This is a genomic window from Pseudomonas sp. DTU12.3 (assembly GCF_004124275.1).
Taxonomy (GTDB): domain Bacteria; phylum Pseudomonadota; class Gammaproteobacteria; order Pseudomonadales; family Pseudomonadaceae; genus Aquipseudomonas; species Aquipseudomonas helmanticensis.
The window spans coordinates 2,828,554-2,854,954 of record NZ_CP027218.1 but is presented as its reverse complement, the minus strand read 5'-3'; the positions used below and the strand labels follow the sequence as shown (position 1 = coordinate 2,854,954).

The following is a 26,401-nucleotide window of genomic DNA, read 5'->3' as shown; positions in this document are numbered from 1 at the left end:
GAACCGTTGCACACTCTTCAGCACAGGAGCTCGGCAATGAAACCCGCAAAATCACTCAGCGTATTGATGCTTGCCGCAAGCCTGTCCGGCTGCGCCACTTCATCCAGCCCCGGCGCGAACGTGACGCTCACCGCCACCCGCCAGAACAGCGGGCAGATCGGCAACGTCACCCTCGCTGACTGGGGCGGCAAGCAAACCGGCTTCAGTTTCTTCATCAGCGGTGCACCGAATGGCGCCTCGCTGCCCCTGCGCCTGTATGCCTTCGTCAATCAAGGCAGTTGCGCACGACCGGGGCCGGTGGCCTATGCGATGAACGACAAAGTCAGCACTGAACGCCAGCCCGTGCGCGGTTGGGCATTTTCCAGAAGTGCGCCAGTGGCATTATCGACATTGCTTGCCGGCGAATATTCGGTGGTCGTGCGCACAGCCGCGACCGATGGCAGCGTCGATATTTTTTGTGGTGATATCAGCCAGGCAAGCACTGCGAAGTAAGCCTGGCAAGGGCGGCGAATTTTCCTTAGGGTGTCTGTCTCTTCTCAGCCAGCCAACGATGAGGTCAGTTACATGAGCAAAGCGCCCTACGTTCCGCCCAAGGTCTGGAAAAACGACGCACCGTCCGGCGGCCAGTTCGCCAGTATCAACCGCCCAACTGCCGGGCCAACCCATGAAAAGTCCCTGCCGGTCGGCAAGCACCCGTTGCAGCTCTATTCGCTGGCCACGCCGAATGGCGTCAAGGTCACCATCGTGCTCGAGGAGTTGCTCGCGCTCGGTCATCCCGATGCCGAATACGATGCCTGGCTGATCCGCATCAACGAGGGCGATCAGTTCTCCAGCGGTTTTGTAGAAATCAATCCGAACTCGAAGATTCCGGCGTTGCTGGATCGCAGCGTCGAACCGCCGGTCCGCGTCTTCGAGTCCGGTTCGATCCTGCTGTATCTGGCGGAAAAATTCGGCGCCTTGCTGCCCAAGGACTTGGCGGGACGCACCGAAACCCTCAACTGGCTGTTCTGGCAAATGGGCGCGGCGCCTTATCTGGGTGGCGGTTTCGGGCATTTCTATGCCTACGCGCCGGAGAAGCTCGAGTATCCGATCAACCGCTTCACCATGGAAACCAAGCGTCAGCTTGATGTGCTGAATCGGCGTCTCGGCGAAAGTGCATATCTGGCCGGCGACAGCTACACCATCGCCGATATCGCCGTGTGGTCGTGGTACGGCCAACTGGTGCGCAACACGGTTTATTCGGCGGCAGAATTTCTCTCCGCGCAGGAATACACCCATGTCCAGCGCTGGGCCGAAGACATCGCGCAGCGGCCTGCGGTCGTTCGCGGCATGCGCGTCAACCGCACGTGGGGCGATGAAGCGAGCCAGGTTGCCGAGCGCCATCAGGCTGCAGATCTGGACTGAGTCAGCCCTTCGGCGGCGGTGTCGATGAAGGCGTCTAACATCGACACCGCTGCGCACTGTTTGCCCCCACGCCCGGCCCTCTACACCCCGCGATTTCTCTGGCTTCACTCACTCAAATCGTCCTGATTCGAGCCTGTGAGCCACCCCGTCAAATGTGAAAATTTTGTTAACTATCTGACTCGTATGACTTTCTTAGTGCGAATCAATCTGACATGCTAATGCGAATACTTCTTACATGCGTGTGCATCAGATTCGTTTTGGTATTTCCCGGGGAAGCAGATTGATGTCGTTTCAGACCATTCACCGCCGTTCGAACCTCTCGCCCAACTTGCTGGCAATCGCCATCTGCATGGCAGGCATCACCAACGTTGCTGCTGAGGAAAAACCCCAGGCAGCGCCTGAAAAAGCCAATGCACCGACCACTCTCGAGCTGGGCGCCACCGAAATCGGCGCCACGCAAATGGGCAGCACCACCGAAGGCACGGACTCCTATACCACCGGCCCGATGCAGACCGCGACCAAGCTGTCGCTGACCATGCGCGAAACGCCACAAGCGGTGACCGTGATCACCCGGCAGCGCATGGACGACCAGAACATGACCAGCATCAACGATGTAGTGAAGGCCACGCCGGGGTTGTTCCTCAGTCAGTCCAGCGGCCCGGGCCGACAGACTTACAGCGCTCGTGGCTTCGACATCGACAACATCATGTACGACGGCCTGCCGAGTTCTTATTCGCCGTTCTCGATGGCGGTGCAGCCGAACCTGGCGATGTTCGACCGGGTCGAAATCGTTCGCGGTGCGACCGGCCTCGTCACCGGTGCCGGCAACCCTTCGGCGGCCATCAACCTGGTGCGCAAACGCCCGACGGCCGATCAGCAAGTGACCCTCACCGGCGCCGCCGGCAGCTGGGATGATTACCGTGGCGAGATCGACGCCTCCAGCCCGCTGAATGACAGCGGCACCTTGCGTGGCCGGGTGGTGAGTTCCTATCAGGGCGCCGACAGCTTCCGCGATAAAGAGCAGAACGATCACGGCCTGTTCTATGCCATCGGTGAAGCCGACCTCAGCGAAAGCACCACGGCGACCCTGGGCTTTTCCCGTCAGAACGAGCAGACCAACTATTTCTGGGGCGGCTTGCCGCTCGGCACCGACGGCCACCACCTCGACCTGCCCCGCTCCACCTACCCGGGTACCGATTGGGAAAACAAGAAGCTGCAGATCGACACCGTCTTCGGTGAAGTCGAGCACCGCTTCGACAACGACTGGAAACTGCACCTCGCCGGCTCGTCCTCGACGCTCAACGGCGAGTTTTCCGGCACCTACCTGTCGCGCTACAAAGGTCCGCTGGAAACCACCGCCTACCAGTCGCACAACACCGACAAGCAAACCGCGCTCGACGCCTTTGCCAGCGGCCCGTTCGAAGCCTTCGGCCGCACCCACGAACTGGTCCTCGGCGCCAGCAACCGCCTCTACGATGCCACCTCCAAGGAATACGACCCCTACACCACGGCCTGGCCGATTGGCGCACCAAAACCGGACTTCGTGCGTGACAGCAAAACCCGCACGGTGACCACGCAGGATGCGGTGTACCTGACCACTCGCCTGAGCCTGGCCGACCCGCTGACGCTGATCCTCGGCGGCCGTCTCGACTGGTACGACTATGATGACCGCACCGGTGACGGCGACTACAAAGTCACCCGCAACCTGACGCGCTACTCGGGCCTGATCTACAAGCTCGACGATCATCACTCGCTGTACGCCAGCTACACCGACATTTTCAGCCCGCAAACCCAGCAGGATATTTCCGGCAAACAGCTCGACCCGATCGTCGGCGAAAACTACGAGGTCGGCATCAAGGGCGAGTACTTCAACGGCGCGCTCAATGCCAGTCTGTCGGTGTTCCAGATCGATCAGACCAACCGCGCGACCCTTGCCGAAAGTCAGCTCGGTTGCCCGGTGATGACCTGCTACCAGGGTTCCGGCAAAGTCCGCAGTCAGGGCCTGGATGTCGAACTGCAAGGCGCACTGACCGAGAACTGGCAACTGGGCGCCGGTTACACCTACACCCGCGCGCACTACATCAAGGACGAAAACCCGGACAACAATAATCAGCGCTTCGATACCGATACGCCCGAGCATTTGTTCAAGGTTTCGACCCTGTACCGACTGCAAGGCCCGCTGGAGAAATTCCGCGTCGGCGGCAACGTCTACTGGCAGAGCCGCATGTACAACGATGTACCGCTCAGCGTCGGCAGCTATCGTCTCGAACAGGGCAGCTACGCGGTCACCGACCTGATGGCTGGTTATGAAGTCAACAAGCACCTGGATCTGCAGGTCAACGCCAACAACATTTTCGACCGCGTCTACTACTCCGCGATCGGCTACAACACTACTTGGGGTTCCACCGACAACTACGGCAACCCGCGCAGCTACATGCTGACGGCCAAGTACAAGTTCTAAACACCAATAGAACATTAAACCGCGAGGGGCGCCTGGAAAAACCACGGCGCCCTTCGTCGTTTTCGGCCAGCCCATTAGTCATGGCCGGCGATAACGGATAGTCTCTGAGCAAACTCATTGCGAAGCGCCGCCACATGACCAATCCGGAATTCATCCCAGACATCGAAGCCATCAGCAGCATTGACGCGGTGCCGGTGATTCTGAGCATGGTCAAACACCTCACCGGCATGCGCTTCGCGGCGGTGGCGCGGGTGACTGAGCGAAACTGGGTGGCCTGCGCCGTCGACGACTCGATCGACTTCGGGCTCAAGCCCGGCGGCGAACTGGTGCTTGAATCGACCATCTGTCACGAAATCCGCCAACACCAGCAACCGGTGATTTTCGGCCACGCCAGCGCGCACCCGATCTTTTCCCGGCATCACACGCCACAGACCTACGGCCTGGAAAGCTACATTTCCATCCCGATCGTCAAAGCCAATGGTGATTTTTTCGGCACGCTCTGCGCCATCGACTCGGTGCCGGCGAATCTCGACGAACCGGCGATCGCCAAGACCCTCACGCTGTTCGCCCAGTTGATCGCCATGAGCCTCGACACGCAAAGTCATCTGGAGGCCACCAAGGTCGAGCTGGCCAGTGCCAACGAACTCGGGCGGCTGCGCGAGCAATTCATCGCGGTGCTCGGCCATGACCTGCGCACACCGCTGAGCGCGATCCGCATGAGCGCCGATCTGCTGCAAACCAAAACCGAAGACAAGCGCTCGCTCAATCTGTTGTCGGCCATCCGCAACAGCTCGATGCGCATGGGCGTGCTGATCGAGAACATACTCGACTTTGCCCGTGGCCGTCTGGGTGGCGGGATTCCGGTCCAGCGCAAACTGGTGGATGACTTGCAACGGACATTGCTGCTCACTCTGGAAGAGGTCCAGGCTTCGCACCCGCGTGCGACCTTCATTCATGAATTGAACGTACCGGCGGGGGTCTATTGCGATGCCCTGCGCATCAGCCAGTTGCTGTCCAACCTGCTCGGCAACGCGGTGACCCACGGCTCGATCAGCGCACCGATCATCCTCAAGGCGTGTGCCGAGGGCGATGAAATCGTCATCTCGCTGAGCAATCAGGGCACGCCGATTCCGGCGCCATTGATGCCGCTGCTGTTCGAACCGTTTTCCCGGTCCGAAGCCGGTCAGCGCGGTGAAGGCCTGGGGCTGGGCCTGTACATCGCCGCGCAGATCACCGCTGCACACAACGGCACGTTGCAGGTGACATCCGATGCCGAGTCGGGAACCTGCTTTGTCGCGAGATTCCCGGCGCAGTTCAAATGGGTTTGAGCCGAAGTCCGGCGATCAAGCGGTCTGCCGGCGCATGGTCAGGATTGCGGCACCGAAACCAATGAACGTCGTGCCCACGACGCGGCTGACCCAACGCGACAGCGCCGGCCGCGTCAGCACACCTTTGGCCCGCGAAGCCAGCGCCGCATAGACGCTCAGCGACGACACCGACAACGCCATGAAGATCGACGTCAGTATCAGGAATTGCGGCAGCAGCGCCCCGCCCTGATCGATGAACTGTGGGAACAGCGCGGTGAAAAACATCGTCGCCTTGGGATTGGTCACAGCGGTGAAAAAGGCTGATTTGTACAGCTTGCTGCGCGTCGGCTGCACCTTGTTCGCGTCCCCCTCCGCGCCTTCCGGCAGCATCGGGCCTTTTTTGCACAGCTGCTTGACGCCGAGATAGAACAGATACCCGGCACCGATGACCTTCACCGCATTGAAGAGGACTTCCGAACTGGCCAGCAACGCGCCCAATCCGAGCATCGCCGCCGCCGACAGGCAAAACAGACCACTGGCATTGCCCAGCGAGGACCAAATGGTGCTGCGCTGCCCATGGGCCAGGCTGTTGTTGATCGCCATTAACGTCGCCGGGCCGGGACTGGCGATCGCAATCGCGGCGACCAGGGTGAAGGTCAGAATCGAGTGAGAATCCATTTTCAGTGCTCGCGATAAATGAGGTGAGGTGCGGCATGTTACAGCAGCCGGGCGATCTGTCGCAGAGCCGACTATACCTTCTGCGATAGCGCTTTTACCCATTGACGGATGGACACCGGTGACTGTTTCGAATCAACTGACTTTTCTATGCCGACAGTGGTTGAGTTCCTGAACGAACTCTGTGGGAGCGGGCTTGCTCGCGAAAGCGGTCTGTCAGGTCATACAGAGAGCGATTGATAAACTGCCTTCGCGAGCAAGCCCGCTCCCACAATGGGTGTGTGCAGTCTCAGCGAAACAAAGCAAAAAAAACCCCGCGACCGAATGAAGGCGCGGGGCAAAAAATTGGTTGGTTGCGGCCAACCAAAGGAGCTCTGTTACATACGTGTACGGGGTGAAATCAGATGCAGTCCTGCGCGGCGCGCTCAAAACTCGAAGGCAGGTAGTTCGAGGCCAGCAAATGGCGCTCGTAGAGGAACACCTTGCCGCCGGTGCCAGCCTTGTAGGCTTCCAGAATGTTGTCCGCGGAAATCCTGCTCGGCACCACAATGCGGTAGCTACGCTGGGTCTGCGACACCGTCGGGTTCAGCGCACTGCCCTGCAGTTTCGGCACCACGCAATCGGCGTATTGCGCCGGGGTCTTGCTGGTCTGCAAGGTCAGGGTCGGGTTGTTCGGCGTGGAGGCACAACTAGCGAGCAACAGGGAAGCAACAGCCATGGCAGGCACAAATAAAGGACGCATCAGTAAAATCCTGAAAATAAAGGTTCGGTTCAACCGGCAACGGTTCAGCCTCACGGAGCCGCCGTCGCCATTTATGTTTTAAGTGTTCAGCTCGACGCCACCAAGGCCTTGAGCGACACATCGAATTGCTTCAATGCGTTAAGTTGCAGGTCTCGCTGTCTGTCGATCTGCGCGGCGACTTGCGGCGCTGCCTGGTTATGTACCCAGACCGAAGGCAGTTGTTTCTCGACAGCGCCTTCGGCCTTGCCGATGTATTGCAGGTCAGCGTCGTAGAAGCGTGCGGTAAACCGCGCTTCGACCAGGCTGTTGCGTTGCGTCAGCAGGCGATTGAAGGTGTCGAGCTTGACCACGATGTCCGGATGCGCCTGAATCAGCGCATCGAGATTGTCGTAGACGGTCACCGACAGAAACTGTTGCTGCAACGAACTCATCAGCCAGTCGATCGCCAGTTCCGGATCGGAGCTGGCAACGAACGCCTGGCGAATCCGCGTATCGAGCGCATCTTTTGCGCCGTTCAACGCCATGTCGTGGTAACGCTCAAGGTATTGCAGGTTTTCCAGGGTGTCCTCGCTGAGCAGTACACCCACGGTCTGCGAGTGCTGCAATGTGGCGCTGCTGCCGGCGATGGCTTGAAGATGACAGGACCGGGCGTCGCCTGCGTAGGCCGGTGCAGTAGCAACCGCGCCGCCCATCAACAGGGCAACCAGAGCCAGTCGGGTCAGAGTCTTCATCGCGCAAATTCCTTGAGCTGCGTGTTCGATGGAGCCGATTTTCCGCTCATTACCGACAAAGCAGAACTTGCGTTTCGTGATGGTCACTATTACTTCTAGCAATAGTTGCGCGCCGAGCAGACTGATACACACTCACTACAACTAGAAAAAGATCAATGAGGATCCCGCTTTGAGAACGTTTGACCTGATCCGTGACGCCGTTCTGCCCGATTTTCGCGAGCGAGTGGCCGAGTATCTCGTCCAGTATGAAAGCGTCCTGCTGGACAAGAACATCGCCGATCCGCAGCTGATCAAGGACACCGCCAACCAATTGCGCGGCTACCTGCGCGGCCTCAACACCACACGGGTATTGGGCATGGCGTACTGGGAAGAGCTCGATCGGCGAGTCGTCGACACCTGGCTCGCGCCGGCGCAATGACCGACTAGACTTGACGGGCTGTCACTGTCCCCGCGAGTCGAACCGGAGGTGTCCCCATGAGCAACACCGAACCCGCAACTTTCAATGGCTGGGCGGCGACCGCTGCCGGCGCACCGCTGGAGCGTTACAGCTACGATCCCGGCACATTGGGCGAAGAAGACGTCGAAGTCGCCGTGGAATATTGCGGCGTCTGTCATTCCGATCAGTCGCTGATCGACAACGACTGGGGCATCAGCCGCTACCCCTTTGTGCCAGGGCATGAGGTGGTCGGCAAAATCGTCCGCATGGGCACTCAGGTGCGCGGCCTGAAAATGGGCCAGCGCGTAGGGATCGGTTGGTACAAGGGCAGCTGCATGCACTGCTCGTCCTGCATCAGCGGCTCGCAGCAACTGTGTGGCACCGCGCAACCGACGATCATCGGCAGCAACGGCGGCTTCGCCGACCGCTTGCGTTCGCACTGGGCGTGGGCGATTGCGGTACCCGACAACCTTGACCCGGCCATGGTCGGCCCACTGTTCTGCGCTGGCTCCACGGTGTTCAACCCGTTACTGCAATTTGGCGTCAAGCCCACCGACCGCGTCGGCGTGGTCGGCATCGGCGGCCTCGGCCATCTGGCGCTGCGTTTTCTCAACGCCTGGGGCTGTGAAGTCACGGCGTTCACCTCGTCGCTGAACAAGCAGGACGAAGCCAAGCGCCTCGGCGCGCACAATGTCGTCGCTTCGACCGACAGCAATGCCTTGAAAGCCATTGCCGGCACGCTGGACTTTCTGTTGATCAGCGCCAACGCCGACCTCGACTGGACAGCCATGCTCGCCACCCTGCGTGCCAACGGCCGACTGCACTTTGTCGGCATCGTGCCCAGCGCCATTCCGGTGCATGTGTTCGATCTGATCCCGCAGCAGAAATCCCTGTCCGCCTCGCCGGTAGGCTCGCCCGCCACCATGGCGACCATGTTGGAATTTTGCGCCCGGCATCAGATTCTGCCGCAGGTCGAGATGTTTCCCATGAGCCAGGTCAACGAGGCGGTCGAGCATTTGCGCAGCGGCAAGGCGCGCTACCGCGTGGTGCTCGACGCCAGCCAGTAACCGTTCGGCGCGACGGCCACAGCCGCTCGCGCCGCCCTCCTGCCAAATCAGCCGCAAACGCTTACAATCGCCGGTCTTGCTGCCCTACAGACAGGCCCCTGAAGAAATGCCGCTCGACCCTCCTACGATGCTGACCCTTTCGATCGCGCTCGCGGCCGCTGCCGCGCTGTACCTGGCGGTCGAGTGGCGCAGCATCCGTGAACCTTCGCTGCTGTTCTGGAGCGCCGGGTTTGCCACGATCACCGTAGGCTCCACCCTCGCCCTGCTGCGCAGCAACGGCTTTGTGCTGATCGGGATCTGGTTTGCCAACGGCCTGCTGGTCACCGCGCATTTTCTGTTCCTGCTCGGTGTCGCGCGTTTCACCCAGACGCGGCTGTCGCGCGCCTGGTACCTGATTTTCCTGCTCTGGCTGGCGTTGTTGCTGTTGCCGGACGGGCCGCAGTGGTCGAAAGTCATGCTGGTGGCCAACTCGCTGCTGGTCGCGGCAGCGACGCTCAAGGGCAGTTTCCTGCTGCGCCCGCACGGCAAATCGCTGAGCGTCGGCGCGGTGCAGTTGCGCTATGTGCTGCTGCTCCACGGCCTGTTCTATGTCGCCAAAGCGTTGACCGTGGTGATTCCCGGCACGCTGATCGACCTGGCCGCGTTCAAGGGCGAGATCATCCAGATTTCCCTGGTCGAGGGCGCGATGGCGATCATGCTGATTGCCCTGTCGATGACCGGCACCGAACGCTACCGCCGGGAAAAGCAAATCGCCCGCCTCGCCGAGCGCGATCCGCTGACCGCCCTGTACAACCGCCGCGCCCTCGAAAAACGTGCGCCACGCCTGCTCGCCGAGGTTTCGCCAGAGCGCCGTGGCGCCCTGCTGTTGATCGATATCGACAACTTCAAACTGGTCAACGACCTGTATGGCCATACCGCCGGCGACCGTTTGCTGATCGCTTTGAGCGAGATGATTCGCTCGCTGCTGCCACGCAACGCCTTGGCCGCGCGCCTGGGTGGCGACGAGTTCGTCATGCTGCTGAGCAACGTCTCCACCGAACGCATCGTCGAACTGGGCAACGCTTTGCGCGAGCAGTTCCTCGCTAGCGCCTCAGAGACTTTCCCCACGCCCGCCGCCGTGACACTGAGCATCGGCGCCAGCCTGTTCGACACCCCACCGGCCAGCCTCACCGCGCTGATCGAACAAGGCGACGCCGCGCTCTATGAATCCAAACGCGGCGGGCGCAACCGCATACGCCTGACCGGGCTTACCACTCCAGGATGACCCATCGCATGTCCAGCCTCGAAACCTCCCTGCAAGACATCGCCGCGCCTGAAGGCGTCTGCTACGGCTGCGGCGGCAGCAACCCGCACGGTTTGCACATCAAGAGTCATTGGCACGCAGACGGCGTGCACGTCGTCGCCGAACACCTGCCCGACGCGCAATACTGCGGCTGGCCGCAACTGGTTTACGGCGGCCTGATTGCGATGCTGGTCGACTGCCATTCCAACTGGACCGCCATGGCCTATCACTACCGCAACGAACAGCGCGAAGCCGGCAGCCTGCCGCGCATCGACTGCGTCACCGGCAACCTCGGCATCAAGTTCATCAAACCAACGCCAATGGGCGTGACGCTGACGCTACGGGCGAAAGTCGAAGGCGAAGTCGGGCGCAAGAGCCGGGTGGTCTGCGAGGTGTATGCCGGTGACGTGCTCACCGCGATTGGCGATTCGATATTTGTCCGGGTCGATACCGGGCAACTGGCGGCGGCAGCCCACGGTCAGGGATGATCAGCGCTGATTGAAAATATCTCGAACTCCGGCACGACCATCGTATCCAACGTACAGGTCACTGGAGGTTGAGAAAAATGAACAGCACTGACGATACCCAACCCGTAACACCGGCCGTCGACTCTTCGGGCAAACCGGTCAATGTGGTGCAACGCGATCTGGCAGACACGGATGACGACACCAAAGCCGTCGACGAGGTGATCACCCCCACTTCGACCCGCACCAAGGAGCAGGACGCCGAGACGCTGCAGCGCAAGGTCGACGAGATCGAGCGCAAGGTAGCGGATGGTAATTAGCTCGCGGGCAGATCTCGATTCAGTCGCTACAGCGGCCATGCGCGCCCGCCCATGAAAAAACGTTCATCACGGGTGTTTTGACGTTTTTTTATCAAACCGCTTCGTAGAGTGGCTGAATCGACCCAACAGGTAGCGCTCTATGGATACGACCCGCACCGAGGTAGTGGACGACACCGTCCTCGACCAGGCCGCTCATTGGTGCATGCGGCTGCACGACGATAGTTGCCGCGCCGATGAGCGTCTGGAATTTCAACAGTGGGTGCAAGCGGACCCGCGTCATGCCTTCGAGTACGCGAAAATGCTCGAGATCTGGGATCTCAGCGAGCATTTGCCGGCCGAGCCGGGCACGGCCAAGACCTTGCTGACGGGCCACCTGCCCGGGCGAGCCGGGGCGCGAAGGATCTAGCCCTTCGAATATTCCAAACCAGGCGCAAGGTCATCGTCCGGTGGCCTCAGGCGAGCTGATTTTTTCTTCCTTGCGGTGACATCCCGTTCCGTGCCCCGCCCCCTGCGCGCCCGTATTCAAAGGCTTTCACCCATCTGCATCAGAATTTTATCTTCACATCCCAGCTTAATAATATTTTACCGATACCCCCCCTCTCCCTAGTCTGACCTCAAGCAAAACGGACAAGCCGAACAGCGCCCGAATCCAACTGCCTTGCTAGGAAGGATGTAGAGATGACCACTGAAATAATAACAACAGACACGCTGATCGTCGGTGCCGGCCAAGCGGGCGTGGCGATGAGCGAGCACCTGAGCAAACTCGGTGTGCCGCACATCGTCCTCGAACGCAACCGTATCGCCGAACGCTGGCGCACCGGGCGTTGGGACTCGCTGGTCGCCAATGGTCCGGCGTGGCACGACCGCTTCCCGGGATTGGAATTCGATGACGTCGACCCCGACGGCTTCGCCCCGAAGGAACGCGTGGCCGATTACTTCGAAGCCTACGCGAAGAAATTCAACGCGCCGATTCGTACCGGCGTCGAAGTCAAAAGCGTGGTGCGCAATGTCGGTCGCCCAGGCTTCACCGTCGAAACGTCCGAAGGCGTGATCGAAGCCAGCCGCGTTGTCGCCGCCACCGGTCCGTTCCAGAAACCGGTGATCCCGGCAATTGCCCCGCAAGACGCACGCTTGCTGCAAATCCACTCCGCCGACTATCGCAACCCGCAACAGCTGCCGCAAGGCGCGGTGCTGGTGGTCGGTGCCGGTTCTTCCGGGGTACAGATTGCCGATGAGCTGCAACGTTCCGGCAAGCAGGTTTACCTGTCGGTCGGCGCCCACGACCGACCGCCTCGCGCTTACCGCAACCGTGATTTCTGCTGGTGGCTGGGTGTGCTCGGCGAGTGGGATCAGGCCGCCATGAAACCCGGCCGCGAGCACGTGACCATTGCCGTCAGCGGCGCCCATGGCGGGCGCACCATCGATTTCCGTGGCCTGGCCCATCGTGGCATGACCCTGGTCGGGGTCACCGAATCGTTCAACAACGGCGTGGTGACCTTCAAGCAGGATCTGGCGGGCAACCTCAATCGCGGCGATGAAAACTATCTGGCGCTGCTGGATGCCGCCGATGCCTACATCGAACGCAATGGTCTCGATCTGCCGGAAGAACCGGAAGCTCGCGAAACGTTTGCAGAGCCTGAATGCGTAAAAAACCCGCTGGCCGATCTCGATCTGGCCAAGGCTGGCGTGACGTCGATCATCTGGGCCACCGGGTTTGCCGTGGACTATTCCTGGCTGCAAGTCTCGGCGTTCGATGACAACGGCAAGCCTGTGCATCAGCGCGGTGTGTCGAGCGAGCCGGGAGTGTATTTCCTCGGTCTGCCGTGGCAGTCGCGTCGCGGTTCGTCGTTCATCTGGGGCGTCTGGCACGACGCCAAGCACGTCGCCGACCACATCGCCACCCAGCGCAAGTACCTCGACTATCGCGATGCCGAGCAGCGTGAAGCCGAACTGCATCAAGCCACGCACAGCCACGTTGCTGACACCGTCGACGCTTGATCCGCTCTTTCGCCCCGGCGCCGATTGCGTCGGGCCAACCTTTGTCAGGAGCTTCACATGAGCCAGCCAACTCACACCCGCATCCGCATGTTCAACACCAAAGACACTTACCCGAACCAGTCGCTGGACAATGACCTGTGCCAGGCCGTCCGCGCCGGTAACACGGTGTATGTGCGTGGTCAGGTCGGTACTGATTTCGATGGCAATCTGGTAGGGCTCGGCGATCCGCGTGCGCAGGCCGAACAAGCCATGCGCAACGTCAAGCAACTGCTCGAAGAAGCCGGCAGCGACATGAGCCACATCGTCAAGACCACCACCTATCTGATCGACCCGCGTTATCGCGAAGCGGTGTACGGCGAAGTCGGCAAGTGGCTCAAGGGCGTGTTCCCGATCTCGACCGGGTTGGTGGTGTCGGCGCTGGGGCAGCCACAGTGGTTGATGGAGATTGATGTGATTGCGGTGATTCCTGAGTAAGACTTTAGACCGAGTCGCGGCCTTCGCGAGCAAGCCCGCTCCCACATTTGGAATGCATGCCCCCTGTAGGAGTGAGCCTGCTCGCGAAGAGGCCAGCAAGGAAACCTGCTACCCAACTTGAAATGCATTCCACTGTGGGAGCGAGCCTGCTCGCGAAGAGGCCAGCAAGGAAACCTGCTACTCAACTTGAAATGCATTCCACTGTGGGAGTGAGCCTGCTCGCGAAGAAGCCAGCAAGGAAACCTGCTACCCAACTTGAAATGCATTCCACTGTGGGAGCGAGCCTGCTCGCGAAGAGGCCAGCCCAGATACACAAGGAGTTCAATAGATGACCTTTTCAATCGCAGCCCGCTGCGCCGAAACCGGCCAGTTCGGTGTCGCCATCAGTTCCTCCAGCATCGCCGTCGGCGCCCGCTGCCCATGGCTGCTGCCGGGTGTCGGCGCGGTGTCGAGCCAGAACATCACCCTGCCGTCGCTCGGCCCGGAAGTGCTGGCATTGATGGAGCAAGGCCAGGCCCCGGACGATGCGCTGGACAAAGTCCTCACGCGCAACGGCTACAGCCAGTATCGCCAGATCACCGCGATCAACCATCTGGGCCAGACCGCACACTTCAGCGGTTCGCAAACCCTTGGCGTACACAACGCCGTCTCCGGCGATCAATGCGTAGCCGCCGGCAACATGCTCGCCGGGCGCTCGGTGATCGAAGCGATGGTCAGCGCCTTTGAAGACGGCGAAGGCCAATTGGCCGACCGTTTGCTCAAAGCCCTGCACGCGGCGCAAGCCCTCGGTGGCGAAGCCGGCCCGGTGCATTCGGCAGCGGTTGTGGTGGTCGGCGAACAGACTTGGCCGATCGTCAATCTGCGCGTCGACTGGGCGGATGAAAACCCGATCGGCCAACTGCAAAAACTCTGGGACGCCTATCAGCCACAACTGCAGGACTACATCGACCGCGCCCTCGACCCCGCCAAGGCGCCGGGTTACGGCGTTGCCGGTGATGATCGATGAACAGCGTCGAGTTGCTCAAGGCGCTGGTGGCGTTCGACACCACCAGCCGTGAATCCAACTTGCAACTGATCGAATTCGTCCGCGAATACCTCGCAGGTTTCGACGTGCCGTGCGCGCTGATCTACAACGATGAGCGCAGCAAAGCCAACCTGTTCGCCACGATCGGCCCGGTGGACCAACCGGGCATCGTCCTGTCCGGGCACACCGATGTGGTGCCGGTCGATGGTCAGCCGTGGACAATGCCACCGTTCGAACTGACTGAGCGCGACAGCAAACTGTTCGGCCGTGGTACGGCGGACATGAAGGGCTATATCGCCTGCGTGCTCGCGCTGGTGCCGGCGTTGGTGCAGGCGCCGTTGCGCCTGCCGGTGCATATCGCGTTGTCGTATGACGAAGAAGTCGGCTGCCTCGGCGTACGTTCGTTGCTCAAGGTTCTGGAGCAACGTCCGGTCAAACCGCTGCTGTGCATCATTGGCGAGCCGACTGAACTGAAACCGGTGCTCGGCCACAAAGGCAAACTGGCGATGCGCTGCGATGTGCATGGCCATCCGTGCCATTCGGCGTATGCCCCGCTTGGGGTGAATGCCATCGAGTACGCCGCCGAACTGATCGGTGAACTCGGGCGCCTCGGCCAGCAATTGAAAGCGCCGGAGCATCACGACAAGCGTTTCGATCCGCCGTACAGCACCGTGCAAACCGGCGTCATCAGCGGCGGTAAAGCGCTGAACATCGTGCCCGCCGATTGCCGTTTCGATTTCGAAATCCGCGCCCTGCCCTCGCAGGATCCGGCGCTGGTCGCCGAGGCGCTGAAAAGCTATGCCGAACGCGAAGTGCTGCCGCGTATGCGTGCGGTCAGTGAACACAGTGAAATCCGTTTCAGTGAGTTGTCAGCGTATCCCGGGCTGGTCACCGATGCGCAGAGTCAGGCAGCGCAGCTGATCGCCAGCTTCAGCGGTTGCGAGGAATTCGGCACCGTGGCGTTCGGCACTGAAGGCGGACTGTTTGATGCGGTAGGGATTCCCACCGTGGTCTGCGGCCCCGGCAGCATGGATCAGGGGCACAAACCCGATGAGTTCGTCAGCCTCGATCAGTTGCAGGCTTGCGATGACATGCTTCAGCGCCTGCTGGTGTTTATCCGCGCTTGAAACCCGGTTCGACTGCACTCACGCGTACAGTCGGGCCAGTTCCTCACGGCAATGGTCGACAAACAACTGCACCGGTTTGGTCAGTTGCACACGCCGCAACCACGCCGCCGACAAGCCCGAACCGGTCACCGTTTCCGCCAGCGGCACACACACGACTTGCTGGCCGTCGTAGGTGTAGTCGCTGAACGGTTTGGTCACCAGAATCGAAAAGCCAAAACCATTGCCGACCATGCCGCGCACCATCTCGATCGACGGCGAGCTGAAGACGATATTCGGCGTCAGTCCGCGTTCCTCGAAGATGCTCACGAAGTAGGTGCGGCTCGGCACCACGTCGAGCAGGATCATCGGTTCCAGCACCAGATCATGCAGCGAGACTTTCGCCTGTTGCGCGAAGCGATGGTTGGCCGGGAGCAAGGCGTACGGCTGCTGCGGCGGCATCAGCGGCGTGGTGTCGATGGTGCTGTCGAGGTCGTGTTCGAACATCATCGCGACGTCGATGCTGCCGGCGGTCAGGGCTTGCACCAGTTCCTGTTGTTCGCCATCGCGAATGCGGATTTCCACACCCGGCCAGCGCGCCTTGAAACCGGCGATCAGGCGCGGCAGGTACAGCGGCGCGACGGTTTCGAAACAGCCGATATCGATCTGCCCGGACACCACGTCGTTGTCGGCCAGAGCGTTCTGCTCAAACTCATGCGCGACGCGCAACAGCTCCAGCGCCTTGCGATAGAAGCGCGAGCCGCTCGGCGTCAGCGAGACGCCTTGGGCGTGGTGGCGGATGAACAACTGCACGCCGAAGCTTTCTTCCAGGTGCTTGATCGCGGTGGAGACCGATGGCTGCGCGATATAGAGCTTGCGCGAGGCTTCGGCGACGCTGCCGCAATCGGCGGTGGTGACGAAGTATTTGAGCTGGCGCAGGTTGTAGGCGGCCATGGAACCTCCGGTAAAACCAAATCGAAACATGCTTTTGTGGCGAGGGAGCTTGCTCCCGCTTGAGTGCGCAGCACTCACAAAAAGAGTGCCGCACCCTGAATTTTTGGGAGCCGCTTCGCAGCCCGGCGGGAGCAAGCTCCCTCGCCACAGAGTTCTCTGAGGACTGGGTGTGAACATACCGGACACCCCCATCCCCCGGAGCATATTTTTTTTAAGGTCTGTAGCAACAAACTTACTAATTTATCTATCCCGATGCTTTGCACATGATCGCTTCAACAAGAATTGCGCCGCCCGTGCCGGCGCTTGCCGAAGTACGTCCACGTACTCATCCTTGCCTTGGAGTTCGTCATGGCTACCCCTGCAGCATCCTCCGCTCCGCTGATTGAAAAACACACGATAGGATACGTGCCCCCCGAAGATCGCCACGGAAAGGTCAGGGATCTGTTCACGCTCTGGTTCGGCGGCAACATCGCGCCGTTGCCCATCGTCACCGGTGCGCTGGGCGTGCAGTTGTTTCACTTGAATCTGGTCTGGGGCATCGTCGCGATTCTCGTCGGCCACCTGGTCGGTGGCGTGCTGATGGCGCTGCACTCGGCGCAAGGCCCGCAAATGGGCATTCCGCAGATGATCCAGAGCCGCGCGCAGTTCGGCTCCCTCGGCGCGCTGCTGGTGGTGCTGATTGCCGGCGTCATGTACATCGGTTTCTTCGCTTCCAACATCGTTCTTGCCGGCAAGTCGTTGCACGGCGTGGCCGACAGCATTCCGGTGCCGGTCGGCATCGTTATCGGTGCCCTCGGTTCGGGGATCATCGGCATCATCGGCTACCGCTTCATCCACGTGCTCAACCGCATCGGCACCTGGGTGCTGGGGATCGGCATCGTCGTCGGTTTTGGCTACATCTTCACCCACATTCAAACCGATGATTTCCTCACCCGTGGCGGCTTCAACCTCTCCGGCTGGCTCGCCACGGTGTCGCTGGCGGCGTTGTGGCAAATCGCGTTTGCGCCGTACGTGTCCGACTATTCGCGCTACTTGCCGGCCGACGTCAAAGTCTCCTCGACGTTCTGGACGACGTATCTGGGTTCGGCGCTCGGTTCGAGCCTGGCGTTCATCTTCGGCGCCGTCGCTGTGCTCGCCACGCCCGTCGGCATGGACACCATGGATGCGGTGAAAATGGCCACCGGCTCCATCGGCCCGCTGATGCTGGTGCTGTTCCTGCTCAGCGTGATCAGCCACAACGCCCTCAACCTGTACGGCGCCGTGCTCTCGCTGATCACCCTGGTGCAGACCTTCGCCTACCGCTGGATCCCCACCGCCAAGAGCCGCGCGGTGATCTCGATCATCGTGCTGCTGGCCTGCTGCTTCGCCGCCGTCGGCGCCTCGAAGGACTTCATCGGACACTTCGTCGACATGGTGCTGGTGCTTTTGGTGGTGTTGGTGCCGTGGACCGCGATCAACCTGATCGACTTCTACGCGATCCACAAAGGCAAGTACGACATCCAGTCGATCTTCCAGGTTGATGGCGGCATCTACGGTCGCTACAACCCACAGGCTTTGCTGGCTTATGCGATCGGCATCGCCGTGCAGATCCCGTTCATGAACACGCCGCTGTACGTCGGCCCGGTGTCGGCGCACATCAACGGCGCCGATCTGTCGTGGCTGGTGGGCTTGCTGGTGACCTCGCCGCTGTACTTCTGGCTGGCGAATCGGGATACGTCCTATCGTCGGCGGATGATGGGCGGGAAGTTGGCGAGCAGCGTGTAATCGTCATCGCCTGAACGTAAAAAGGGCCGGAACGCTGTGCAGCGATCCGGCCCTGTTTCGTTACTCTCAGATGAAGCGCTGGCGATGCTCCCCGATGAATTGCGCGGGTGTCTGCAATGGCTGACCGATGATGGCCGCCCCCGTATCGTCGAGGCCCTCAAGGCGTTTTTCTCGCTGGTCGATTTTCACCGCGTTGAAATGTACGGCAAACGCGGGATCGCCATCGACGCCGAGCAGCCGGACAAACTCCTCGACTTCCACCTGCTCGAAACGTACCTCCTTGCCCAGCGTACTGCCCAACAACGCGGCGAGCTCGCGGTGGCTGTACTCGATCGGGCCGTGCAGCGCATACGCCTGACCGCCATGCCCTTCGGGCTTGAGCAGGACATTGGCGACCACCAGTGCGATATCACTGGCCGCCATGGGTGCAAAACGGCTGTCGGCGTCGAACGGTGTCAGGTAACGGCCTTGACGAATAAAGTCGGCGATGTAGAGCATCCATTGGGCGAAGAACGTCACGCGCAAATGCGTGGATGGAATGCCCGACCAGGTGAAAATCTGTTCCGACATCCAGTGGTTCAACGTCGCCTGACTGCGTGCATCGGGTCGCGATTGCTTGTGCGACATGTTGACGATGTGCTTGACGCCTTGCTCCTTCGCCGCCTGCGCAAACAACGCGGCGGCTTCGACCAGCCCATCGCTCAGCGGATAGCAAAAATAGGCGCCGTCCACGCCTTCCATGGCCGGGCGCAACGACTTCAGGTCGCGCAAGTTGCCGACGTGAATCTCGGCGCCCATGTCCTTGAGTTTTTGCGAGCGCTCGTCTTCACGACGGACCAGAGCTTTGACCCGGTGACCGCGCTCAAGCAGGGCTTTGACGGTTGGTGCGCCGGTGTCGCCGGTAGAACCTGTTACCAAAAACGTACTCATCGTATTTCTCCAGATCGATGTTATGAAAATCGGGGTTGTCAGGGACGCAAGCGACCGGCCGGCACCACGGTCTCGACCCGGCCGGTGGCGACGTCGTAGACCAGACCGCTGACGCTGAAAGCAGCGGGCAACTGTGGGTTGGCTTGCAGCGCCGCGACATCGATGGCCACGGCCTGACGCGGGTCGTTTATCGCCAGTGATGGCAATTGTTCCGTGGCCACGCCCATGTACTGAGCGAGCAAATCCGGTGCGTGGTGCAGGCATCCGCGAATACCGCAATCGGTGTGCTGCAGGACGATCAAGTGCCAGCCTTCACCGAGCGCCGCGCCGCCCGCTTGCGAAACGCGGCCGAGGATTGCCAGCGTTTCAAACAGTGCCGGGGTGACCCGACCACCGACATTGCGGATCACCGCGGCCTCGCCGGGTTGCAGGCCAAGCACATCCACCGGATCGACACGCGGATCGACACGCGGATCGACACAACCGACGATCAGCGCGCGCTGGGAAGGAATGATCTTCAATTCGGCCGAGAAGCCGTTGGCGGCAAACGCGGCATTGCGTTCGAGCAGGGTTTGCAGGAAGTCCATGGCACACCTCGATCAAGGATGGGGAATCAGCCGCGCTGTGGCAGACGCGTCGACATCAGCGCCTGAAGCTTTTGCGGGTCAGCGATGAACGCCTGATGAATGCTGCGCGATTGGGCGCCAGCGACGACCTCATCGTTGATGCCGGCCTCGATCGCATCCAGTGCGTCAGTCACCACTTCGAGCGGGCTCAGGCGTGGTTCCGGAAGCTTTGCGCCCATCGCCGTTTCGGTCTGCACCGCCAGCACGCCGACCACCTGAGTACCCTGCCCGGCCAACTCGGCACGCAAACTGCGCGTCAGTGACAGGCCCGCAGCTTTCGAGGCGGAGTACGTTGCTGCCATCGGCAGGCTAACCAGCGAGAGCATCGACAACATGTTCAACACCGCGCCACCGGAGGCCGCGAGAACCGGTGCAAACGCTCGGGTCAGGGCCAATGGGCCGAAGTAATTCACTTCCATTTCCAGGCGAGCGTCGAGCATGTCCGGCGCGCTGATGGCGCCGTCGAACGCGGCATACCCGGCGTTATTGATCAGCAGCGTGACATCGGCGGCCACACTGGCAGCGGCAGCCACCTGATCGGGATCAGTCACGTCGAGCGGCAGCGGCACCAGGCGGCGATCACCGTTCTTGAGCAGGTCGGCCAGCGCAGCGGTGTCGCGGACGGCAACGTAGACTTTCGCCGCGCCACGCTTGAGCAGTTCTTCGGCAAAGGTACGGCCAATGCCGCGGTTGGCACCGGTGACCAGGGCAATCGAATGGGCGATTTGCATGATGTGTTCCTCGAAGCTCGATAAGGGCAAGTTGCGGAGTTGGCGGCCGTGCCCCGTGTCCGATGTGGCCAATATCCACGCTTCGACTCATGCTCGGTAGCCAGTGAATTGGGCTAAGATTTATCTCGATCCAGCATCAATCCTCCGCGCACACGGGAACCGGCATGCCACTCAAAGACCTTCACAGCCTGCGGCTTTACACCCGCGTTGCACGCCTGGGCAGTTTCTCGGCCGCCGCGCGCGAGGCGGGCCTGACGCAATCCCAGGTGTCGCGAATGATTGCCGAGCTGGAAGCCAGCCTCGGCGCCCGGCTGCTGTCGCGCACCACCCGCGCGGTGGTGCCGACCGAAGCGGGCCTGGAGTTTCTGGCGCGGATGGAGCCGATCCTCGCCGCCGTCGACGATGCGGAAAACAGCGTGCGCGAAACCGGTGAACTACGCGGATTGCTGCGCATCGGTATGCCGTCGACGATGGCTATTCGGGTGATCATCCCGCGCTTGTCAGCGTTCACCGAACGCCACCCGCAACTGCACCTCGAACTGATGCTCGAAGATCAGTGGCAGGACATGGTCAAGGAAGCGGTCGATGTCGGGATCCGCGTCGGTAAACTGCCGGATCTGGCCGGCACGGCAAAGCTGATTGGCAGCATGCAACGAATCGTCGTGGCGTCCGCCGCCTATCTCGCGCGGCACGGCACGCCGCAACGCCCCGAGGAGCTGGAACAACACCGGATCATCGGCGGGCCGGCGGCGGCGCAGGCTTCATCCTGGCAATTCGAGCGCGACGGCGCGACCACGTCGGTCAGTCTGACGGCGCACATTTCGGTCAACGATACTGCCGGCGCATTGGCCGCGGCCGTGGCTGACTTGGGAGTCACCTCGACCACGTCCTGGGCCTGCGCGCAGGAGGTGCAGGACGGCACATTGCTGCAGTTATTGCCGGCATGGAAAATGGCCGACTTGCCGGTTCATGCCTACTTTCCCATGGGCCGCGCGACACGTCTGGCGGCGCGCGCGTTCGCTGATTTTCTCGCCAGCGCACTCGAACAACCACCCACCCTTTCAGGGCAATGACATGCTGCGAATACTCGGCAAGGCCTCATCGATCAACGTGCGCAAAGTGCTGTGGACTTGCGCCGAATTGCACATCCCGTTCGAGCGTGAAGACTGGGGTTCGGGGTTCAAATCGACGAATACCCCGGAGTTCCTCGCGCTGAACCCGTGCGCCATGGTGCCGGTGATTGAGGACGGGGATTTCACGCTGTGGGAATCGAATACGATCATTCGTTATCTGGTGTCGCGCTACGGCGGCGCGCAGCTTTATCCGGCTGAGCCGATGGCTCGGGCGCGGGTCGATCAGTGGATTGACTGGCAGGCTGCGGAGCTGAATCGCTCGTGGTCGTACCCGCTGATGTCCCTGGTGCGCAAGTCGCCGGATTATCAGGACAGCGCTGCGCTGGCGGTCGGGATCGAACAATGGTCGAAGAACATGCAGATTCTTGATCGCCAGCTGCAATCGACCGGTGCTTACGTCAGTGGCGAAGAGTTTTCACTGGCCGATATCCCGATCGGGTTGTCGGTGAATCGCTGGTTTGAAACGCCGCTGAAACATCCGCGCTTGCCCGCCGTCAGCGCCTACTACGATCGCTTGAACCAGCGCGAGGGCTATCGCCTGTACGGGCGAAACGGCACGCCATGACGCAAAAAACCGCTGATCCCGAATCGCGGAATCAGCGGTTTTTTTGTTTGCCTGAAAGCTAAATCAAGCCGGAACGCCCAGAATAATGTGCGAAGCCTTGATCACCGCCGTGGCGCTGACGCCTTTGGCCAGGCCCAGTTCGGTAACAGCATCGCGGGTCACGATCGAGTAGACCTTGGAGCCGCCAGCCAGCTCGATGACCACTTCAGCGTTGACAGCACCGTCCGTCACGCTCAGCACTTTGCCTTCCAGGCAGTTGCGCGCCGAGAGGCGGATATCGCTGGACTCGGTCATCAGCATGACCCATGGCGCCTTGACCAGCGCAACGGCTTCTTTGCCGACGGCGATGCCGAGGTTCTTGATGCTTTCCATGGTCACGACGGCAACCAACTGCTCACCGCCAGCCAGGGTCAGTACCACCTCGGCGTTGACGGCGCCGGCCTGAACGTTGCTGACTTTGCCTTTGAATACGTTGCGTGCGCTGACTTTCATGATGGACGTCCTGTTTTTTGACTTTGAAGTTAGGAAGCGGCGTGCATCATCGAAGTTGACGCTATATAAAAACAACTACAGCGCTGCGCCCTGTTGTCACGCCTGCACGTAAACCCATGCATCGACTCCAGACTTTAGCAGCACGCTGACACGTTTGTAGTCCGCCACTTCGTATTCATCCGCTGCCGCCAGCTCCTGCGCGGTGATCTGGAACACCGTGCCGGCAATCTCATCCGCCGCATTGCCGCTTTCCTGCACGATGGGATGATGAGTCTTGCCACTGGTGGCGAGAACGTCAGGATCGGTGATCTCGACCATTTGCTGTTTGTAGCCCGGCAGGCTGTCCGGGCGCCCTTGCAGTTCGCGACCGAAGTTGGAAAGTTGCACGGCGCGATCCTGCAACGTGCCGTAGGAAAACAGCAGCACCGTTTGTAGTGTCGGTGAGTTCATGAGTCGTCCTTAAATGAGCAAATCTTCATAGAACGCACCGAACGGCCGCGTCGGATGAGCGATCTGGATTTCCAGAATCCACACGCCGGCATTCGGTGCCTGCTCGAAATCGCCAAGGTCGCCGCCACGGTGAATCGCATGCGGAAAATCGCTGACCCGGTGGCCTTTGATGTTCAGGTTCAGCACCCAACCCATCGCTTCGGCCTGATCCGTCGCATAGCGGTAAAGCTCAACGCCGGAAACACCCTCACGCCAGAACGCCTCGACCCGGTCGAACAGCTCTTTGGCCGCCGCCGCGCAGGCGATCATTTCCGGGTCCGATCCGCTGGTGTAAGTCGCCCCCGCATCACCTTCGTGGCCCTGCCAGACCACACCCATGTCGATAAAGAAAATGTCGTCTTCACCGAGCACCGGATCGCCATCGGAGCGCTGCTTGAAGGTCTTCAGGGTGTTGGCGCCGAAGCGAATCAGCAGCGGATGCCAGATCCGGTCCATGCCCAGTTCAGCGAGGATTTCCTTGCCGCGCGCCGTCGCTTCGGACTCCAGCATGCCCGGTTTGATCACTGCGGCGATGGCATCGACGGCCTTCCAGGTCAACTGCTGGGCATGGCGCATGGTGTCCAGGACAAAACGTTCGCCGACCGCTTCCTTACCGCTCAGGGCTGCATTTTCGCTCAGGGCTGTACTCATTTCCTCGTCCTCATGGCTGCGCTGTATAGTTTTTTATATTGCGGAACGTCGATAAAGATACAGCCATGACACAAAGTGTCAATTACTCTTCTGCGCGCACCACGCCACGCTCTTCGAGCAGCCGCACGAACATGCTCAAACTGCGCGACACCGTCCCCCGCCGCCACACCAGCCACGTCGTCAGGTAGCGAAAATCCGCCGCCAGCGGCCAGACGCTGACGGTTGCGCTGCCCGGCATGCTCTGCAGCATCTTGCGTGGCATCAAGGCCAGACCGGCACCAGCGCTGACGCAGGCGAGCATGCCGTGATAGGACTCCATTTCGAAAATTTTGCCGGGCACGGCGGCGTCGGTGCTGAACCATTTTTCGAAGTGATGCCGGTAGGAGCAGTTGGAGCGGAAGGCATAGATGTTCTCGCCATTCACATCCGCCGCACGCTTTACCGGAGCGTGATTGAGCGGCGCGATGATGACCATTTCTTCCTCGAAGGCCGGCACGCCTTCCAGCGTCGGATGCAGCACCGGGCCGTCGACGAATGCTGCCGCGAGTCGCCCGGAAAGCACGCCGTCGATCATCGTCCCGGACGGCCCGGTGGACAGGTCCAGATCAACTTTCGGGTGCAACTGGTTATATGCCGCGAGCAGTTCGGGAATGCGCACCGCCGCCGTGCTTTCCAGCGACCCCAAAGGAAACGCGCCCTGCGGTTCTTCGCCCGCTACGGTGGCGCGTGCTTCTTGTACCAGGTCGAGAATGCGCCGCGCGTACTCGAGAAAACTCCACCCCGCCGGCGACAGGCGCAAACGGCTTTTCTCGCGAATAAACAGATCGACACCGAGATCCTGCTCAAGCTGCTTGATCCGCGTGGTCAGGTTCGACGGCACGCGATGAATCTGCGCAGCGGCGGCGCTGATGCTGCCGTGCTCGGCAACGGCCTTGAAAATTTCCAGCTGCACCAGATCCACAGTCATTCTCCAATCGTGAAAGAAACGATCTTTATTATTCAGTTTCCAGAAAACAAACACCACCCTACTCTAGGCTCATCCGACGAACATGCAGGACGAAGCCATGAGCCAGATTTCCAGCCAGACCCACGCCATCTCGATCAATCCAGCCACCGGCGAGCAGATCGGCCATTACGCCTTTGAATCCGCCGCCGCCCTCGATGCCGCGCTGACTCGCGCTGCTTTTGGCTTCGGTAAGTGGAAACGCAAGCCGCTGCAGGATCGTTCGCGCCTGTTGACCGCTCTGGCCGCTGCGCTGCGTGAAACCAGCGATGGCATGGCGACGATGATCACTCAGGAAATGGGCAAGCCGATTGCTCAGGCTCGCGGCGAAATCGAGAAATGCGCCAAGCTCTGCGAGTGGTACGCCGAAAACGGTCCGGCCATGCTCGACGCGGAACCGACTCAGGTTGAAGGCGGCAAGGCGCGCATCGAATACCGCCCACTCGGCCCGATCCTCGCCGTGATGCCGTGGAACTTCCCGATCTGGCAAGTACTGCGCGGCGCCGTGCCAGCGCTGATCGCCGGCAACACCTACGTGCTCAAGCATGCGCCGAACGTGATGGGCAGCGCCTACCTGTTGCGCGATGCCTTCACCCGCGCCGGTTTCGCCGATGGCGTGTTCGAAGTGATCAACGTCACCCCTGAAGGCGTATCCAGCGCCATCGCTGACCCGCGCATTGCCGCTGTGACGCTGACCGGCAGCGTGCGTGCCGGCATGGCCATCGGCGCTCAGGCCGGTGCTGCACTGAAGAAATGCGTATTGGAATTGGGCGGTTCCGACCCGTTCATCGTGCTCAACGATGCCGATCTGGATGAAGCGGTACAAGCTGCGGTCATCGGTCGTTACCAGAACTCCGGTCAAGTTTGCGCAGCGGCAAAACGCTTGATCATCGAAGAAGGCGTGGTTGAAGAATTCACTCGCAAATTCGTCGAAGCCACGCGCAAGCTGAAAGTCGGCGATCCGTTGGCCGCCGACACGTACATCGGCCCGATGGCGCGCGTCGACCTGCGCGACGAACTCGATCAGCAAGTGCGCGACACCCTGGAAGAAGGCGCGACGCTATTGCTTGGCGGCGGCAAAGCCGCAGGCGCTGGCAACTATTACGAACCCACCGTGCTGGCCGACGTCACCGACCGCATGACCTCGTTCAAACAGGAACTGTTCGGCCCGGTCGCGTCGATCATTACCGCCCGCGATTGCGCCCACGCAGTAGCGCTGGCCAACGACAGCGAGTTCGGCCTGACCGCGACGATCTACACCGCCAACGTGCAACTGGCCCAGCAACTGACCAGTGAACTGGAAACCGGCGGCGTGTTCATCAACGGCTACTCCGCCAGCGACCCGCGCGTGACCTTCGGCGGCGTGAAAAAAAGCGGTTTCGGCCGCGAGCTGTCGCACTTCGGCGTACGCGAATTCTGCAACGCGCAAACCGTGTGGCTCGATCGCAAGTAACTGACCTGACGCCATGTAGGAGCTGCCGAAGGCTGCGATCTGTTGATCTTGTCTTTTAAAAAACAACATCAAAAGATCGCAGCCTGCGGCAGCTCCTACGGGGGAGCGTCTATAGTGATCAG

The 26,401-nt window shown here is 60.9% G+C and carries 29 protein-coding genes; 18 read left to right on the top strand and 11 right to left on the bottom strand.

Features of this window, described 5'->3' with window-relative positions; all coding sequences use genetic code 11:
- Positions 1-36: 36 nt before the first annotated feature.
- From C2E19_RS13140 to C2E19_RS13125, 4 genes are all read left to right on the top strand, one after another.
- Positions 37-492, top strand: coding sequence for a hypothetical protein (locus C2E19_RS13140; RefSeq protein ID WP_129392769.1), 456 nt, complete (start codon positions 37-39; stop codon positions 490-492).
- 72 nt (positions 493-564) lie between these two features.
- Positions 565-1,404 carry a glutathione-dependent disulfide-bond oxidoreductase gene (gene yghU / locus C2E19_RS13135; protein WP_129392766.1) on the top strand — a complete coding sequence of 280 codons (840 nt, stop codon included), beginning with the start codon at positions 565-567 and terminating at the stop codon, positions 1,402-1,404.
- Between the two features lie 283 nt (positions 1,405-1,687).
- Positions 1,688-3,865: a TonB-dependent siderophore receptor gene (locus tag C2E19_RS13130; RefSeq protein WP_129392763.1), complete on the top strand. Its 2,178-nt coding sequence runs from the start codon at positions 1,688-1,690 to the stop codon at positions 3,863-3,865.
- A 134-nt stretch (positions 3,866-3,999) separates the two neighbouring features.
- Positions 4,000-5,193 carry a GAF domain-containing sensor histidine kinase gene (locus tag C2E19_RS13125; protein WP_129392760.1) on the top strand — a complete coding sequence of 398 codons (1,194 nt, stop codon included), beginning with the start codon at positions 4,000-4,002 and terminating at the stop codon, positions 5,191-5,193.
- 15 nt (positions 5,194-5,208) lie between these two features.
- Here the strand turns inward: C2E19_RS13125 and C2E19_RS13120 are convergent, their stop codons facing one another.
- The 3 genes from C2E19_RS13120 to C2E19_RS13110 form a co-directional block, all read right to left on the bottom strand.
- A complete protein-coding gene (locus C2E19_RS13120) occupies positions 5,209-5,850 on the bottom strand; it encodes a LysE family translocator (protein WP_129392757.1) in 642 nt (213 codons plus the stop codon).
- Between the two features lie 397 nt (positions 5,851-6,247).
- A complete protein-coding gene (locus tag C2E19_RS13115) occupies positions 6,248-6,589 on the bottom strand; it encodes a hypothetical protein (RefSeq protein WP_129392754.1) in 342 nt (113 codons plus the stop codon).
- A gap of 86 nt (positions 6,590-6,675) precedes the next feature.
- Positions 6,676-7,320, bottom strand: a complete 645-nt coding sequence (locus tag C2E19_RS13110) for an ATPase (protein WP_129392750.1) — start codon at positions 7,318-7,320, stop codon at positions 6,676-6,678.
- Positions 7,321-7,489: 169 nt separating this feature from the next.
- On the opposite strand from C2E19_RS13110, the gene C2E19_RS13105 reads away from it, so the two are divergent.
- The 10 genes from C2E19_RS13105 (at position 7,490) to argE (ending at position 15,512) form a co-directional block, all read left to right on the top strand.
- The gene (locus C2E19_RS13105) at positions 7,490-7,738 is read left to right on the top strand and encodes a hypothetical protein (protein WP_129392747.1); all 249 of its coding nucleotides are present in this window, start codon (positions 7,490-7,492) and stop codon (positions 7,736-7,738) included.
- A 56-nt stretch (positions 7,739-7,794) separates the two neighbouring features.
- Positions 7,795-8,823 (top strand): NAD(P)-dependent alcohol dehydrogenase, encoded by a 1,029-nt coding sequence (locus C2E19_RS13100; RefSeq protein WP_129392744.1) that lies wholly within the window; start codon positions 7,795-7,797, stop codon positions 8,821-8,823.
- Between the two features lie 106 nt (positions 8,824-8,929).
- Entirely contained in the window at positions 8,930-10,087 is a 1,158-nt protein-coding gene (locus tag C2E19_RS13095; RefSeq protein ID WP_129392741.1) for a GGDEF domain-containing protein, read from the top strand.
- 8 nt (positions 10,088-10,095) lie between these two features.
- Complete coding sequence (locus C2E19_RS13090) at positions 10,096-10,593, top strand: PaaI family thioesterase (RefSeq protein WP_129392738.1); 498 nt, start codon at positions 10,096-10,098, stop codon at positions 10,591-10,593.
- Positions 10,594-10,670: 77 nt separating this feature from the next.
- Entirely contained in the window at positions 10,671-10,889 is a 219-nt protein-coding gene (locus C2E19_RS13085; protein WP_129392735.1) for a hypothetical protein, read from the top strand.
- A gap of 139 nt (positions 10,890-11,028) precedes the next feature.
- Complete coding sequence (locus tag C2E19_RS13080; RefSeq protein ID WP_129392732.1) at positions 11,029-11,295, top strand: DUF4880 domain-containing protein; 267 nt, start codon at positions 11,029-11,031, stop codon at positions 11,293-11,295.
- Positions 11,296-11,567: 272 nt separating this feature from the next.
- Complete coding sequence (locus C2E19_RS13075) at positions 11,568-12,887, top strand: NAD(P)/FAD-dependent oxidoreductase (protein ID WP_129392729.1); 1,320 nt, start codon at positions 11,568-11,570, stop codon at positions 12,885-12,887.
- 57 nt (positions 12,888-12,944) lie between these two features.
- Positions 12,945-13,361, top strand: a complete 417-nt coding sequence (locus C2E19_RS13070; protein WP_129392726.1) for a RidA family protein — start codon at positions 12,945-12,947, stop codon at positions 13,359-13,361.
- 328 nt (positions 13,362-13,689) lie between these two features.
- Complete coding sequence (locus C2E19_RS13065) at positions 13,690-14,367, top strand: DUF1028 domain-containing protein (protein WP_129392723.1); 678 nt, start codon at positions 13,690-13,692, stop codon at positions 14,365-14,367.
- The gene (argE, locus tag C2E19_RS13060) at positions 14,364-15,512 is read left to right on the top strand and encodes an acetylornithine deacetylase (protein ID WP_129392720.1); all 1,149 of its coding nucleotides are present in this window, start codon (positions 14,364-14,366) and stop codon (positions 15,510-15,512) included. The genes C2E19_RS13065 and argE overlap by 4 nt, the downstream gene beginning before the upstream one ends.
- A gap of 18 nt (positions 15,513-15,530) precedes the next feature.
- Here the strand turns inward: argE and C2E19_RS13055 are convergent, their stop codons facing one another.
- Positions 15,531-16,442 carry a LysR family transcriptional regulator gene (locus tag C2E19_RS13055; RefSeq protein ID WP_129392717.1) on the bottom strand — a complete coding sequence of 304 codons (912 nt, stop codon included), beginning with the start codon at positions 16,440-16,442 and terminating at the stop codon, positions 15,531-15,533.
- Positions 16,443-16,790: 348 nt separating this feature from the next.
- Between C2E19_RS13055 and C2E19_RS13050 the strand changes: the two genes are divergently transcribed.
- Positions 16,791-18,206, top strand: coding sequence for a cytosine permease (locus C2E19_RS13050; protein WP_129392714.1), 1,416 nt, complete (start codon positions 16,791-16,793; stop codon positions 18,204-18,206).
- 66 nt (positions 18,207-18,272) lie between these two features.
- Here C2E19_RS13050 and C2E19_RS13045 read toward each other — a convergent pair whose 3' ends face one another.
- Genes C2E19_RS13045 through C2E19_RS13035 form a run of 3 tightly spaced genes read right to left on the bottom strand, consistent with a single transcriptional unit; the run spans position 18,273 to position 20,493 of the window.
- Complete coding sequence (locus C2E19_RS13045) at positions 18,273-19,136, bottom strand: NmrA family NAD(P)-binding protein (RefSeq protein WP_129392711.1); 864 nt, start codon at positions 19,134-19,136, stop codon at positions 18,273-18,275.
- 38 nt (positions 19,137-19,174) lie between these two features.
- Positions 19,175-19,723, bottom strand: a complete 549-nt coding sequence (locus C2E19_RS13040) for a carbonic anhydrase (protein ID WP_129392708.1) — start codon at positions 19,721-19,723, stop codon at positions 19,175-19,177.
- A 26-nt stretch (positions 19,724-19,749) separates the two neighbouring features.
- On the bottom strand, positions 19,750-20,493 hold the full coding sequence (locus tag C2E19_RS13035; protein ID WP_129392705.1) for an SDR family NAD(P)-dependent oxidoreductase: 744 nt from the start codon (positions 20,491-20,493) through the stop codon (positions 19,750-19,752).
- A gap of 164 nt (positions 20,494-20,657) precedes the next feature.
- Between C2E19_RS13035 and C2E19_RS13030 the strand changes: the two genes are divergently transcribed.
- Both C2E19_RS13030 and C2E19_RS13025 read left to right on the top strand, forming a co-directional pair.
- A complete protein-coding gene (locus tag C2E19_RS13030; RefSeq protein ID WP_129392702.1) occupies positions 20,658-21,566 on the top strand; it encodes a LysR family transcriptional regulator in 909 nt (302 codons plus the stop codon).
- A 1-nt stretch (position 21,567) separates the two neighbouring features.
- Positions 21,568-22,191, top strand: a complete 624-nt coding sequence (locus C2E19_RS13025) for a glutathione S-transferase family protein (RefSeq protein WP_129392699.1) — start codon at positions 21,568-21,570, stop codon at positions 22,189-22,191.
- A gap of 63 nt (positions 22,192-22,254) precedes the next feature.
- Here the strand turns inward: C2E19_RS13025 and C2E19_RS13020 are convergent, their stop codons facing one another.
- The 4 genes from C2E19_RS13020 to C2E19_RS13005 form a co-directional block, all read right to left on the bottom strand.
- On the bottom strand, positions 22,255-22,683 hold the full coding sequence (locus tag C2E19_RS13020) for a molybdopterin-binding protein (RefSeq protein WP_129392696.1): 429 nt from the start codon (positions 22,681-22,683) through the stop codon (positions 22,255-22,257).
- Between the two features lie 96 nt (positions 22,684-22,779).
- Complete coding sequence (locus C2E19_RS13015; protein ID WP_129392693.1) at positions 22,780-23,133, bottom strand: gamma-glutamylcyclotransferase family protein; 354 nt, start codon at positions 23,131-23,133, stop codon at positions 22,780-22,782.
- Between the two features lie 9 nt (positions 23,134-23,142).
- Positions 23,143-23,823, bottom strand: coding sequence for a M24 family metallopeptidase (locus C2E19_RS13010; RefSeq protein WP_129392690.1), 681 nt, complete (start codon positions 23,821-23,823; stop codon positions 23,143-23,145).
- Positions 23,824-23,905: 82 nt separating this feature from the next.
- Positions 23,906-24,784 carry a LysR family transcriptional regulator gene (locus C2E19_RS13005; protein ID WP_026000443.1) on the bottom strand — a complete coding sequence of 293 codons (879 nt, stop codon included), beginning with the start codon at positions 24,782-24,784 and terminating at the stop codon, positions 23,906-23,908.
- A gap of 103 nt (positions 24,785-24,887) precedes the next feature.
- Here C2E19_RS13005 and C2E19_RS13000 point away from each other — a divergent pair, with 103 nt between their 5' ends.
- A complete protein-coding gene (locus C2E19_RS13000) occupies positions 24,888-26,279 on the top strand; it encodes an aldehyde dehydrogenase family protein (RefSeq protein WP_129392687.1) in 1,392 nt (463 codons plus the stop codon).
- The last annotated feature ends 122 nt before the right edge of the window (positions 26,280-26,401 follow it).